We start from the raw sequence: 12823 nt of genomic DNA, 5'->3' as shown, positions 1-12823 counted from the left end.
ATGGAAAATACCCATCCATCTAATTACTATCTTCTTGGCGACGAAGGCTATTTAGGCAAAGAACTGCATCAACAGCTAAAACAAATGGGTTATGAACTTTAGACACCATATCGTAAAAATATGACAGGAGCTAAAAAGCACAATGATCATCAATTGATGGCTATTCGCAGAACAATTGAAAGCGACTTTTCGCTTCTGACCTATTACAATGCCGAGAACAATCGAGCACGTAGTCTGATAGGCTTTCAAAGCCGGTTAGAAATTGCAATTTTAGCCTATAATTTGGCTTATTGTCTAGAACGATTTAACTAGCACCACGCGTATACTAATAGATACGATATAGATACTCAAAAGTTGGACTTTTCCACAGCCAATTTCTCACCAGCTGAAATTGAAGCCCAAAATCGGGATTTAGTAAAACATGCTAATGACTTCTTAACTGATGAAGACAGTGGCTTACCGGTTTTCTTAGAACCAGAAGCTGTGCAACTACTTAGCTTTTGGTGCCGTACCCCACAACAAATGCGGCGCTTCATTGGCATTATCTTAAATGCTAAGTACCGAGTTGAGAAAGATCACAAAGATATTGGCGTCATAATCCCACTTGATGATGAGGAACTGAAACCTTTAATGACTAAAGCCTTGAGACGCTACTTTAACGCCCTAAGAAGCAATGAGAAGCATATCAAGAACGTGGAGAACTACTTATACGGCACTATGCAAAACCTATTTGGGATTTGGTGGAATAAACAAGCGGCTAGAGAATATGCGGCCAAACACCCCGAAGAAGAAAAGTCGGCCGACAACGATAACAGTGGGTTGTACTACTAGTCCTAAAAGGCTACAAAATCCTTTCTAAACAGTTTTAAGACTTACTAACATCTTTATACTCAAGTTAGATTTGATTTGAGGCCAGGGCTTTATCTATTGATAAGGTACTCAAAAGGTAGTATAATGGTAGTAGTAAAATAAAGGAGATGAGACAATCATGGCAGTTAAGGAAAAGAAACGGGTCCAAGTCAAGATTGATAAAGATTTGGCCGATGATACCGAAGCAGTTTTAAGCGAATTGGGCTTAAATCCAACCACGGCCATTAACATGTTTTACAAGCGGATTGTTGCTAATGGTGCTTTACCTTTTAATGCATCTTTAAGCGAAGAAGAAAGAGCTAATTTACGCTTTTTAAAGGCGACCGAAGGGACACCAGCCACCGAGTTCAAAGACGCTAAAGAGGTCGCTGATTGGCTCAACGATCCAGATGAGGACTAATGACTTAGTCAGCCTATACGTTAGTTTTGTAGAAACTAACGGTGGCAAGTCTCGGCCAGTTTTAATTCGTCGGGTATCAGAACAGACGGTCGAGGCTTTTAAAATTACTAGTCAATATGAAAAGAAGTCGGCTTATATCAAGCAACAATATTATCCGATTCAAGATTGGCAATCCGCTGGGTTGAAGAAACCTTCCTGGGTCGATCTTGGTAATATTTATCGCTTTCCCAAAGCCGGTTTAAACTTTAAAGGAATCGGTCATTTAAGTAAGCTAGATCAAAATAAAATTTCAGATTTTACGCTTGACCTAAAATCAAAAAGAAGAGGTAAGGGTCAAAAAATAATTTAACAGCGATCAAGTAAAAGGAAGCACAAAGAGGTTCTATGATATTTGGTGTTGATGGAGTTCTCCATCAACATCAAATATCATAGAACCTTTTAGGCTAATCTACTGGTTGACCGTGAAATGACGCGTTGCTTGCTGGGGTGACGGGGGTCTAATGCCTAAGATTGGTGAACGGTAAGCGGCTAGCCCGCACAACCACCGTCACGAGTCACATGGAGATAGGGGAACCTTAATCTTCGGCAATATCGTTGATGACGAAGACGTTAGGGTGAGCGTGCTGGACCACGTAGGTGGTGGTTGACCCGACCACGAGTCGGGAGAAAGCGTTGGTCCCGGATTTCCCGATGACGATTAGATCGATCCCATTTTCGGCATCGTTCGCGACATCGGTGATCTGCTGTTTGGGGGCGCCCTCCAGGTTGGCCGTGGTGACGGTCACACCGGCCGCCGTTGCCAGTTCCTTGGCGCGCGTCATCAGTTCCGTGGCGTTTTCGCGCATGGAGGCGATGACCTCCGTGTAAGCCAGGCCCCGAGCGTAGCCGCCAAACTGGTTGATATCGGTCACGTGCAGGAGCAGTAGGCTGGCGTGCCAGTCCTTGGCCAGATCAATGGCCGCCTTAAGGGCTTCATTGGCGTTGCTGGACCCATCGAGGGGGGACTAAAATATGCTGATACATGAGATGACCTCCTTAGCATTGGCTGACGAAACGTTTTAGATTACGATTATATTATCCATAATTAAATGCATATAGTCAACCGTTTTGCATAGTCGTTAATCGGCAATCATGGCGTGACGGTCGACCACGATACCGGTCACGGTCAAGGCGATTGCGCAGACGACCAGCAGCAACAAGACCGGGTTCCAGGCGTGCAGACTAGTGGCCAAGGTGCCGAATAAAATGGGACCGACGGCGGCCAGTAAGTAGCCCGCTGACTGGGCCATGCCGGAAATTGCGGCGGTCTGGTAGGGGTTGTGGGTCTTTTCGGTGAAGAACATGATGGCCAGGTTAAAGGCGACCCCGGAGCCCAGACCACTGATCAACGCCATGGTCGTGAGAAACGGCAGCGAATGCGTGGGTAACAAGAAGGTCAGTGGCGCCACCACGTATCCCAGCGTCATGATCGTCAACAGTAAGGGCGTGCCATGGCGTTTGTTAAAGAGGTAAGGTACCAGAAAGGCTAGAGGTAACCCGCTGAGCTGAAACAGCGTCAAGAGGTTACTGGCGACGATAGTGGATACGCCGTGGGTAGTCAGAATCGTGGGCAACCAGGTCAATAAGACGTAGTAGACCAGCGACTGCAGGCCAAAGCTCAGCGACGTGATCAGATAGCCAGCCGCGGCGGTCCCCAACGCACCGACCAACAACATGGACAGGGTGTAGAGACTGGTCCCCAGCTGAATCTGGTCGGGAACGCGTTCCTTGATCAGCGCCGGAATCAAAACATTACCGCTATCCACGCCAATGCCCACCAGAAAGGTCCCGAAAAACAGGGCGACCACGTTGGGAATGATGCGCCCGTAGCTCCCCAGAATCAAGAGCAGAAACAGGGCCAAAACCGTACGGGCGTTGCCCCAGCGCTGCGCCAATTTTACAATCAGTGGCGAAAAGATGGCAAAGGTCACCAGGGGAATCGACGTCAACAGGCCGGCCAAAGAGCTTGGCAGATGCAACGTCTGTTCCAGATCGGGCAGTAGGGGCGGCATTAATGTGATGGGCAGCCGCAGGTTAGCGGCGATCAGCATCATGCTAAAGAGAAACCAGGAACGTTTGGGATACACAAAAAATCCTCCTTCAAAAAGCGTTTAGAATTAGTATAGACCTGAAACCGCCACCACGCAAATCCCAATTGGACGCAAAAAAGCGGTTCTATGATATTTGGTGTTGATGGAGAACTCCATCGACGCCATTTTTGTATAAAAAAGAGGCATAGCACCTCTGTGCTACAATCAAGTCGTCGAAAACCAATTGAAAGCGAGGAAAATGATATGTCCCAAGAACAGTTTACAAGAAAACTCTTACAAATTAAAGACCAAAACATTAATAACTTCAAGGTCTTAGACGAATCACGTGATGCCTTACGTATTTACGCGGATCTTTCCTACACCCTTAGTGTTTGCCCACGGTGTGGCAAACATGAAGTCGTTAAAAATGGCTATAAAACTGTCAATATCAGAATTCCTAATGTCAGTGAGCGGGTAGCTATATTAATCTTGCGGAAACAACGCTTTCTCTGTAAGCAGTGCGGCCACACCCAGATTGCGAAAATAACGGTTGTAGAGCCCCAGCATCAAATTTCACGAAACATCCTACACGGTATCACCAGCAGTTTAACTGAAGACCGCACAATGACCAGTATTGCCTCACAATACAACGTCTCAACTAACACTGTGAGCCGTCAGCTAGTCGCCCTTGGCAAGCAAACCCAGCCTGCCTATAACGGCCTACCAACCGCCATTTGCATTGATGAATTTCGATCCACAGGTAACCAAATGAGCTTCATCGCCATTGACGCGCAAAAGCACGATCTCGTCGCCATATTACCAGGACGCAAAAACAAGGAGATCAAAGAATTCTTCTTGAATCACTATGACTTGAAGAACCGCAAAAAGGTCACCCAAGTCGTTATGGACTTTAATGCACAATACCAGTCAGTTATTCACGAGATTTTTCCCAACACCAACATTGTCGCCGACAACTTTCACCTGGTCCAAATGGGCTTAAGATCGTTGAATCAGACGCGTGTGCAAGTGATGAAACGTTTCCCTAAGGACACCCCTGAATACCGTATTTTGAAGTACTATTGGCGTCTGTACCTGATGAGCTATAAAGACCTTGAGAAGAGTAAAACACAGTGGTTCTCGCACCTCAAGGACCATTACACACAGGAACAGCTTGTTTTGAAGAGAATAGGCCTAAGCGAGATGTTTACGAGTACTTATTTCTCAAGCCACACCATCATAGAAGCTATCCGTAACCGTGACTACATCGCCTTTGTGAAGGCTCTAGGAGAAGTTGAGAACGTTAGTCCTCAGCTTCTAACGACCCTTAAAACCTTTATCCATAAAAGGCAGTTCATCAAGAATATGACAAACTGCTTACTCTCCAACGGTCCAGTCGAAGGCGTCAACCGTAAGTTCAAACAGATCAAGCGCACTGCCTACGGCTACCGCAACTGGACTAACTTCCACTATAGAATACAGATTGAATTCAATATTCGGGTCCAAAAAAGAGGCCCAATTCGTAAGTGAATTGAACCTCTCAAATTCTCCCCATCAACACCGGTTGACAAAGAGCCCACAAAGAAAGTAAAGCAGAGCTTACACAAAGAATTCAAAAACAGTTAAAAGACTTTGCTAAACACAATCCAGAAATTAAGCTAAAAAACAATCCTGAAAATAAAAACGATCGGCCTAGTTATTAGGTTGATCGTTTTTTAATTTATCCGGTTTATGGGCGTTAACATAGTCAGCAAATGTTTTTAAAAGTTCTTCGGTTTGTTCGACCGAGAGGTTATTAGCTTGAAAGTACTTTTCTAATAAAGCCCCTTTTTGAATTAATCGGCGAGAACGGGCTTTGCGGACTTGCCGATTTTCATAGTATTTAGATTGCCGTAATTTAAAATCTTCCCGCTCAATTTTTTGTTTTAAAAGCGCTTGCTGCGCGACTAGTTTTTAATATTGATTAGACATGGAATTTCCCCATCTCGTATGGCTAATGATCTACGGACTTTACCTTTAAAAATTCAGAAAATTGCTTGGCTAAAAGCTTAATCTGATCGTTAGACAAATTAGCATAATCTAAATTGGCCTGACTGATGATTTGTTTACCTAGCCGTTGTTCAATCTTATTTTTTTCGTCCTTAATTTTTTGATTAAGGGCTTTTAATTTAGCTTGAGGTAAATGCGCACTTACACATAGAATAAATTCTATGTTGTGCTAACCCCAAAATCCTGTATTAGAAGTCGCCGATGGCGACAACAAAGTCAAGCCCATAGAATCAAAGTAAAGAGGTGACTAACATGGCAATATTTCATATGAGTTTTAGTAATATTAGTGCTGGTAAAGGACGCAGTGCCATTGCCAGCGCCTCTTATAGAAGTGGTGAAAAATTATTTGATAATCAAGAAGGCCGCCACTATTTGGTATTTGACCAAGAAAACCGGTTCAGCAACGGTATTGAGCATTGCTACTATTTTAGGAATGCTGCCAATGGTGATTCTTAGTCCGTTTGTTGGTCCTATGGTTGATCGGTGGAACAAAAAAGGCCTCCTAATTTTCCCGGACGTTTTTGCTGCCTGTTTCGCTATTATTCTTTCCGTATCCGGAACGGTCTTTCATGTATTTCCACTTTGGCTCATTTTTATTTCATTACTGATGCGGTCTTGTGCGCAAACCTTCCAGATGCCAACGATTCAATCGGTAATGCCCACAATGGTGCCAGACAAAGAAATTACCCGTATGAACGGCCAACTGGGAATGGTGCAATCCGCGAATATGATTATTGCCCAGCACTGGGCGCGTTTTTATTTGCGTTTATCCCCATCGAGTACTTGATTCTGTTAGACGTACTGGGGGCCATCATTGGGATTTGTATTTTAACGTGGGTTCAAATTCCTAACAATGAAAAAATTGATCAGCCAATGCATGTGCTCCACAACACCCGCTTGGGGATCAAACAACTTACGAACAACAAGGGCTTGTGGTACATTACGTTGATCGGCGCCGTCTTCACACTAACCTACATGCCTGCTGCCAGCATTTATCCACTCATGACCATGAAATACTTTCAGGGAACCGTTAGTCAGGCTGGCTTAATTGAAGCCATTTATTCAATTGGCATGCTAATCGGCGGCACTATCATTGGCCTCTTTGGGTAAGTGGCAGGACCGGATGAAGCCCGTAATCATCGCGTTTTTCCTGGTTGGCATTCCAACCGGTATTAGCGGCATTTTGTCAGGTAACCAAACCGGATTTTTATGGTTCGCAGCTTTAAACATCATTGAATGAATTGCGACCCCATTTTTTACAACGCTTTTAATGGCAATGATTCAACAAAGTTATCCAGCAGAAGAGTTAGGGCGGATTCTAGGCGTTTTGAATTCTTTGTTGAATCTAGCTGGACCAATTGGCTTAATTTTTGCCGGTCCCCTAGCTGATGTGATTGGCATTGAACGCCTATTTGTGATTGCAGGAATCGGTGCTGCCATTTGCGGGGTGGTCGCGGTGTTAATGCCAATTACCAGGCAATATGACATTAGGCTGCATTAAAAATTGGCGAAATTAACTGAGCAACCAGATAAGTAATTAACATGATGATCATAAAGAGGAGAAAGACCAGACTACCAGCTGATCTTTCTCCTCTTTTTGTCATCACTTAATTACACGTTTTTAATCTTTTCATCAGTCAATCCCATCGCATTAATTGCCACGATAATTGTCGACATCGCCATGACCGCAGCACCAACGGCTGGGTCTAGAATGATTCCAATAAATGACAACACACCGGCAGCGAGTGGAATTGCGACAATATTGTAGCCTGCTCCCCACCAGAGATTTTGAACCATTTTCCGATTTGTGATTTTAGCCAAATCAAGAAAATGTAAAATATCGCTGGGTTCTGATTTAACCAACACAACATCAGCGGAATCAATGGCAACATCGGTTCCGGCACCAATTGCAATTCCAATATCGGCCGCGGCAAGACTTGGTGCGTCATTTACGCCGTCACCAACCATGATGACGTGATTGCCCTTTGCTTGATAATCAGCAATAATCTTTTGCTTATCATCTGGTAATAGGCCTGCATGGAATTCAGTCAATCCTAGTAAGTTAGCAACGTGTTCCGCGGCTTTTGGATTATCGCCAGTGAGCATTACGGGGGTAATTCCTCGCCTCTGAAGACCACTAATTAATTCCTTAGCACCCGCTTTGATGGTGTCGCCTTCAGCAACCATTCCTTGAACTTGGGTGCCCTGCAATAGGAAGCTGACGGAATTACCCTTAGCAGCCCATTTATCAGCAGCGGCCTCGTCAAACCTGATCCCTTGCTTCGTTAAATAGTTACCATTAACAATCATATAGTCAGTGCCATCAACATTACCGGAAATACCAACGCCCGGAATATTTTGAGACTTTTCAGCCGCAACGACTTCAATGTCCTTCGCTTGGGCTTCAGTAATGATTGCTTGGACCAGCGGATGAGTCGAATTATTTTCAAGGGCGGCCAGTCGGCTTAATAACGTTTTTTCGTCAATCCCATCATTTGGAATCAATGCATTCACCGTAAATTTACCTTCTGTTAACGTGCCAGTTTTATCCAAGAGAACGTGGCTAACATGTTGACTTGCTTCAATGGCTTGGCGATTTCGAACTAATAGCCCATTTTGAGCGCCAATCGTAGTAGAACGAGAAACCACTAATGGAATCGCTAATCCTAATGCATGCGGGCAAGCAATCACGAAGACGGTCACCATGATCTTCATTGCAGTCGCCAATCCCTGGGGTAACCAGGCAAAGAAAGCAATAATCCCAACACCAAATGCCGCGTAAAATAGATACTTGGCAACTAAATCAGCTTTATCTTCTGCTTTAGATTTAGCTTGCTGGGCATTTTGAACCATTTTCATTACTTGAGAAAGATAGCCGGAGTCACCAGTACCACTAATTTTAACCGTTAGCGTCCCGTTATTGTTGGTTGTACCACCAATGACCTTATCGCCAACGTTCTTGGTAACGGCAGCAGATTCACCGGTTACCAGTGCTTCATTCACGGTCGACTCCCCAGCCGTAATAACACCATCGGCTGGAATACTCTCACCTGAACGCACTTGGACAGCTTGACCAACTTTTAAATCAGATACTGGCACTTCTTTTGTTTCACCATTATCTGTAACTAGATGGGCCGTCTTAGGCAACAGAGCCGCCATCTTTTGTAAGGCATCCCCAGCCCCCATCAATGCATTCATTTCAATCCAGTGTCCTAGAAGCATAATTAAAATCAGGGTTGCAAGTTCGAACGAAAAATCCATTACATGATTTGCCGGGTTCAAGAAGTTGTTGGCAATAAATGCGTACAAACTGTAGAAATACGAAACGGAAATTCCAAGGGTTACTAGCGTCATCATTTCAGGAGATTTATTCTGAATTTCCGCTTTAGCCCCCTTTAAAAATGGCATTCCGCCATAAAAGTAAAGTGCTGTATCAAACAAAACGATGATAATGCCAACAATTAGCGGTGAACTGAAACTAAGGATGGAAACGTTTAAACCTATGATTGGTGCTAACAGTAAAACTGGAATCGCTAAGACAACGGAGACCCAAAATTTAACTTTCAAATTCCCCATATGCATCATTGAGCCACCGTGCATCATCATGTCGGTCCCAGCCATATCCATCTCACCGTGATTCATGTTCATTTGGCTGTGATCCATTTCGGCCATATCGTGGTCCATGTTCATTTGATTATGATCCGTTTCGGTCATATCGTGATCCATATGACTCATATTTGATTCATTATTTTCCATATTCTTAGCACTCATGTTTTTCATGTTCATATGGTCCTCTTTATTTGCCATGATTATCGACCCCTAAAAATAAGTGTGCGTAGCAAAGCGGGTAGAAGCCGGAATATAAGTTCCTTGTGTGGAAATCCCCGGGCTCGGGATTTTTCCACCAGGTTCTTATATTTAGGCTTCTGCTTTGCGGAGCACCATGCCACTATATGAATGAGAATTACGACAAAAATTCATAAGTTTCCGCCATCAGAAATCCCAGATTCTGGATTTTTGTGCAGCAATCCTAAGAGTAAACAGAACACCACAGTCTTAACACGTTTGATCACCTGGCAAGCAGTTACACTGAACTTCCTCGGGCGCTGTTTTGGCCTTTTCAGCTAGAATCGCCTGTAAGTTCGCAATATCCGCCCGTGAGAGTTCCCTTGACTGAATAACGTCGGCAATTGTTGAACCAGCCCGCATCGCACACATATGGTCAAACAAATCATCTGCCGTTGCCGCCATTGATTCCTTCTCGCCAACAACCGGCTTATACGTGAATGGTCGACTGCCGCCATGCTGCGCAACCGCCTGTTTTTGAATCAACCTGTGAAGTAGCGTTTTGGTTGTTGAAGCTGACCAGCCTTCTAATTCGTTCATAGCATCGATTAGTTCACGACTAGTCGCATGTCCCATTGTCCAAATTGCTCTCATAACCATCCATTCAGAATCGGTGATGGTTACATTCTTTCTTTGCATCCTTCAATTGGCTTCCTCCATTAATTGAATTCTAAGTTTACGTTTGTAGCCTCTTAACACTTATTAGTTTACAACTGCAGTCACAATAATGCAACCTTTCTGCCAGAAAATACCATGACATTAAAAAAACGCCTAGATAATATTCCAGGCGTGGTTTGATACGATATGTTAAATTAATGATCTGGGAATTTTTGGTTTTCTTGTTAGTATGGTGAAATGCCTCTTAGAACCTGTCTAGTATCTGCTGAATCTGGTAGAATTGTGGAAAACCGACTGAGGAGTTTGTCATGCCAGATTATCCAAGCAATATTTCTCGAGCGCAATTTGCGTTAATACAACCTGATTTAGAAAACTTCCGCAAGCATACAAGACCGCGTCGTTATGATCTTTATGACGTATTCAATGCCATCCTTTACTCGCTTACTACAGGGTGTCAATGGCGTGAATTACCGCACGATTTCCCGGAATGGCACACTGTCTACCGCTATTACGATGTGTGGTGAGATAAACCAGACCCGACAGCTGATTCGCTATTAGAAAGGCTTTTAAAAAATTCGTTTCTAGCGATTTTAAGACCATTCATATACATTTATACCAAAGCAAAAATTAAAAGCCCTCAGAAGGCTTTTAAAGGGCTAAATAACGAAGCTAGGACGATTAATAATATCTTCTTGTCTTTTTTTGTAAAATATAAGTATATAGGGAATCATACAAATTCTTTTTGATCTCGTCAGGTTCATTGACAGAAGCTTCAAACAATTCTTGAATATCAACTTGCCAAGGATCAGCAAGCATTTCATCAATTGGTTTTAATACTTTCTTTTCGTCCATCTTAATGACTCCTAACATCAAAATAATGATTTCAGTTTAGATTTACAGATCTTACAACACCGTTATTCAAAATTTGTTACCAAGCTTATAAAAATTCTCTGCACAAAGCAATTAAAAAATTTTGGCTTAAAACAGCGTAATCTGCAACACTTTTTAAGTATCTAAAGCATAACAAACTTAGTTAAGTGCAAGTATAAATTGCATTAAAAATACATCCAGTTTAACAACAGCAAAAACTGATTCTATGGTTATCAGCAGACCTAGTAAAACGAGGTCAATGCGCACTTACACCCTTGACACTTGTCAAGGGTAGATATAATACCCATCGAAATGGGTATTATTTGTATTAGAAGGCTAACGCCAACTATCAAAAACCTAGAGCTGAATATCAAGATTGATCAATCACATTGCGAAGGATCCAATGACTATAAGCAAGACGAGCACTGGGAGTTATCACCCAGGGGTGATTAATTTCAAAAATTTGAATTTCAGTTGCTAAGTAAAGTGGCGTCTTACCATGATTAAAAGCAAAAACGGGTTGCGGGAAATCAGGCTTACTAGCAACTTGATGAACACTTTGACGAGAGTTCATCTGCCAACGAATTTTTAAATCTTCACGCGACAATAATTGCGGTAATTGTGTTTTTTCAATTTGAGCTTGTTGCTGCAACTTTTGTGTAAAGGCTTGTTTAGTCTTGTTTTGATGCCAATCATCAAAAAGATCATACTTGTTTGATTTAAAATCTAAATCCATAAAGCCAGCCTCCTAACCAAAATCAATTTTATCCAGTATCGTTTCAGTACTAGCCTGGTCTAAGCCTAAATAAGCTAAAGTCATTGCTTCACTGGAATGATTGAGCAAATTCATGACTAAGCCAATATTATAATTTGATTGCGTGTAAACGCGATAAGCCCCGGTTTTACGCATCGTATGGGTCCCTAGATAATTAATTCCTAACAGATCGCCAACCTTGCTCATGATTTTGTAGAACTGTTTTTCCGTGATATGGCGTTCTGGGTGTTGAATGGAAGGAAAGAGCCATTCAGAATCCAGCTGATGATCAAGTAGCCATTGACGGTACAATAAAAGCTATGTTTGAACAGGTTTAAGGTACAAGGTATTAGGTTTACCAGTTTTTCGGTCGTGAATAAACGCATTTTGTTTAATAGAACCGTCCGGATTAAAAATATCGGCCTGTTTTAAGCGCATGACATCACTGACTCGCAGCAGTGTCGCTTTGCCAACTTGAAAAACTGTATAGTTACGCCGGCCAGCTTTAAAGTTGTTGAGTAAGGTATCTTGCACCTCTTTGAGAACGTTTGAATCTTTGATGGGTAAGACAACTTGTTGCATAAGCTGTTAGTTCCTTTACTTTAAAATTAATTTAGTTGCAGAAAACCTAAAAATCGAATATTATAATGTAGTACGATGGTAAACTTAAAGGAGGCGGATTAGAATGAGTAATACTATTATTAAAAACAAGACAATTTCAACTCGTGTAACACCTGACATTAGTGAACGGGCTAAAGCTAATCTAGCAAAACAAGGGCTAACCGTTTCTGAGTATATACGCTTATCGTTAGTTAAAGCGGCCAATAATGAAGTTCGATTAGTCAGCTTTTTAGATTCTCCGGAAGCCTTAGCCGCTAAAAAAGAAGCAGAAACCGGGCAGGTCAAAAACATTGGTTCATTGACTGACTTTGAAGATTGGATCGATAAGTTAGATGCAAATTAAACAGACCAAATCTTTTGAACGTGAATTAAAAAAACTAGTCAAAAAACATTTCCCAATAACTGTCTTGAAGCCTTGTTTAGAAGCAATTGTTGAACAAGATGTACTTGTTTTGAAACAGATTAAAGATCATGCATTAAAAGGAAATTGGCGTGGCTATCGTGAATTTCACCCTGCCAGATATGGAAACTATGGTAAAAATTATGACAACTGGATTGTTATTTATCAGCTAGATCATGATGAATTGATTTTGTTATTGGTTGCAACTGGCTCCCATGAAATCTTGAATCAATAGCTATAGTTTAGGGGCACTTATAAAAAAATAAATTAAAATAGCCCCCAATATCTACATTATAGATATTGGGGGCTATTTTAACAACGTTTTTGAG

The 12823-nt window shown here is 42.4% G+C and carries 12 protein-coding genes and 7 pseudogenes; 10 read left to right on the top strand and 9 right to left on the bottom strand.

The annotated features are described in order from the left end of the window. The 4 genes and pseudogenes from HMPREF0493_RS06020 to HMPREF0493_RS06005 all read left to right on the top strand — a co-directional run. Nucleotides 1–312, top strand: a pseudogene (locus HMPREF0493_RS06020) (transposase); the annotation flags it as partial. Nucleotides 313–324: 12 nt separating this feature from the next. After that, nucleotides 325–831: pseudogene (locus tag HMPREF0493_RS06015) on the top strand (replication initiator protein A); the annotation flags it as partial. A 157-nt stretch (nucleotides 832–988) separates the two neighbouring features. Next, entirely contained in the window at nucleotides 989–1270 is a 282-nt protein-coding gene (locus tag HMPREF0493_RS06010; protein ID WP_006352445.1) for a type II toxin-antitoxin system RelB/DinJ family antitoxin, read from the top strand. Beyond that, nucleotides 1260–1619, top strand: a complete 360-nt coding sequence (locus HMPREF0493_RS06005; RefSeq protein WP_006352444.1) for a hypothetical protein — start codon at nucleotides 1260–1262, stop codon at nucleotides 1617–1619. Before HMPREF0493_RS06010 ends, HMPREF0493_RS06005 begins: the two co-directional genes overlap by 11 nt. A 226-nt stretch (nucleotides 1620–1845) precedes the next feature. On the opposite strand, the gene HMPREF0493_RS06000 is transcribed toward HMPREF0493_RS06005, so the two are convergent. Both HMPREF0493_RS06000 and HMPREF0493_RS05995 read right to left on the bottom strand, forming a co-directional pair. Next, a complete protein-coding gene (locus HMPREF0493_RS06000) occupies nucleotides 1846–2220 on the bottom strand; it encodes a universal stress protein (RefSeq protein ID WP_236692635.1) in 375 nt (124 codons plus the stop codon). A 168-nt stretch (nucleotides 2221–2388) separates the two neighbouring features. Continuing rightward, entirely contained in the window at nucleotides 2389–3396 is a 1008-nt protein-coding gene (locus tag HMPREF0493_RS05995) for an MFS transporter (protein WP_006352442.1), read from the bottom strand. A gap of 207 nt (nucleotides 3397–3603) precedes the next feature. Between HMPREF0493_RS05995 and HMPREF0493_RS05990 the strand changes: the two genes are divergently transcribed. Continuing rightward, nucleotides 3604–4866 carry an ISL3 family transposase gene (locus HMPREF0493_RS05990; RefSeq protein ID WP_040457318.1) on the top strand — a complete coding sequence of 421 codons (1263 nt, stop codon included), beginning with the start codon at nucleotides 3604–3606 and terminating at the stop codon, nucleotides 4864–4866. A gap of 162 nt (nucleotides 4867–5028) precedes the next feature. On the opposite strand, the gene HMPREF0493_RS08445 is transcribed toward HMPREF0493_RS05990, so the two are convergent. Both HMPREF0493_RS08445 and HMPREF0493_RS08440 read right to left on the bottom strand, forming a co-directional pair. Next, on the bottom strand, nucleotides 5029–5253 hold the full coding sequence (locus HMPREF0493_RS08445) for a hypothetical protein (RefSeq protein WP_228117016.1): 225 nt from the start codon (nucleotides 5251–5253) through the stop codon (nucleotides 5029–5031). Nucleotides 5254–5329: 76 nt separating this feature from the next. After that, entirely contained in the window at nucleotides 5330–5539 is a 210-nt protein-coding gene (locus HMPREF0493_RS08440) for a hypothetical protein (RefSeq protein WP_081451957.1), read from the bottom strand. Between the two features lie 89 nt (nucleotides 5540–5628). Here HMPREF0493_RS08440 and HMPREF0493_RS09090 point away from each other — a divergent pair. Both HMPREF0493_RS09090 and HMPREF0493_RS08660 read left to right on the top strand, forming a co-directional pair. After that, nucleotides 5629–5757, top strand: a pseudogene (locus HMPREF0493_RS09090) (MobQ family relaxase); the annotation flags it as partial. After that, nucleotides 5696–6886: pseudogene (locus HMPREF0493_RS08660) on the top strand (MFS transporter). The pseudogenes HMPREF0493_RS09090 and HMPREF0493_RS08660, both read left to right, overlap by 62 nt. A gap of 110 nt (nucleotides 6887–6996) precedes the next feature. Here the strand turns inward: HMPREF0493_RS08660 and HMPREF0493_RS05980 are convergent. Both HMPREF0493_RS05980 and HMPREF0493_RS05975 read right to left on the bottom strand, forming a co-directional pair. Then, a complete protein-coding gene (locus HMPREF0493_RS05980; protein WP_006352438.1) occupies nucleotides 6997–9192 on the bottom strand; it encodes a heavy metal translocating P-type ATPase in 2196 nt (731 codons plus the stop codon). 249 nt (nucleotides 9193–9441) lie between these two features. Next, nucleotides 9442–9870, bottom strand: coding sequence for a CopY/TcrY family copper transport repressor (locus HMPREF0493_RS05975; protein ID WP_006352437.1), 429 nt, complete (start codon nucleotides 9868–9870; stop codon nucleotides 9442–9444). A gap of 287 nt (nucleotides 9871–10157) precedes the next feature. Here HMPREF0493_RS05975 and HMPREF0493_RS08420 point away from each other — a divergent pair. After that, nucleotides 10158–10370: pseudogene (locus HMPREF0493_RS08420) on the top strand (IS5 family transposase); the annotation flags it as partial. A gap of 135 nt (nucleotides 10371–10505) precedes the next feature. Here HMPREF0493_RS08420 and HMPREF0493_RS05970 read toward each other — a convergent pair. From HMPREF0493_RS05970 to HMPREF0493_RS08655, 3 genes and pseudogenes are all read right to left on the bottom strand, one after another. After that, a pseudogene (locus HMPREF0493_RS05970) lies at nucleotides 10506–10719 on the bottom strand (hypothetical protein). Nucleotides 10720–11089: 370 nt separating this feature from the next. Further along, a complete protein-coding gene (locus tag HMPREF0493_RS05965; protein WP_006352434.1) occupies nucleotides 11090–11455 on the bottom strand; it encodes a hypothetical protein in 366 nt (121 codons plus the stop codon). Nucleotides 11456–11467: 12 nt separating this feature from the next. Then, nucleotides 11468–12055: pseudogene (locus tag HMPREF0493_RS08655) on the bottom strand (site-specific integrase). A gap of 103 nt (nucleotides 12056–12158) precedes the next feature. On the opposite strand from HMPREF0493_RS08655, the gene HMPREF0493_RS05955 reads away from it, so the two are divergent. Together HMPREF0493_RS05955 and HMPREF0493_RS05950 are read left to right on the top strand one after the other, a co-directional pair. After that, entirely contained in the window at nucleotides 12159–12437 is a 279-nt protein-coding gene (locus tag HMPREF0493_RS05955; RefSeq protein ID WP_003625288.1) for a plasmid mobilization protein, read from the top strand. Continuing rightward, a complete protein-coding gene (locus HMPREF0493_RS05950) occupies nucleotides 12427–12729 on the top strand; it encodes a type II toxin-antitoxin system YafQ family toxin (RefSeq protein ID WP_005917927.1) in 303 nt (100 codons plus the stop codon). Before HMPREF0493_RS05955 ends, HMPREF0493_RS05950 begins: the two co-directional genes overlap by 11 nt. The last annotated feature ends 94 nt before the right edge of the window (nucleotides 12730–12823 follow it).

It is taken from the genome of Lactobacillus amylolyticus DSM 11664, assembly GCF_000178475.1.
Taxonomy (GTDB): Bacteria; Bacillota; Bacilli; order Lactobacillales; family Lactobacillaceae; genus Lactobacillus; species Lactobacillus amylolyticus.
The sequence above is the reverse complement of the archived record's forward strand: the minus strand, read 5'-3'. Positions and strand labels throughout refer to the sequence as shown.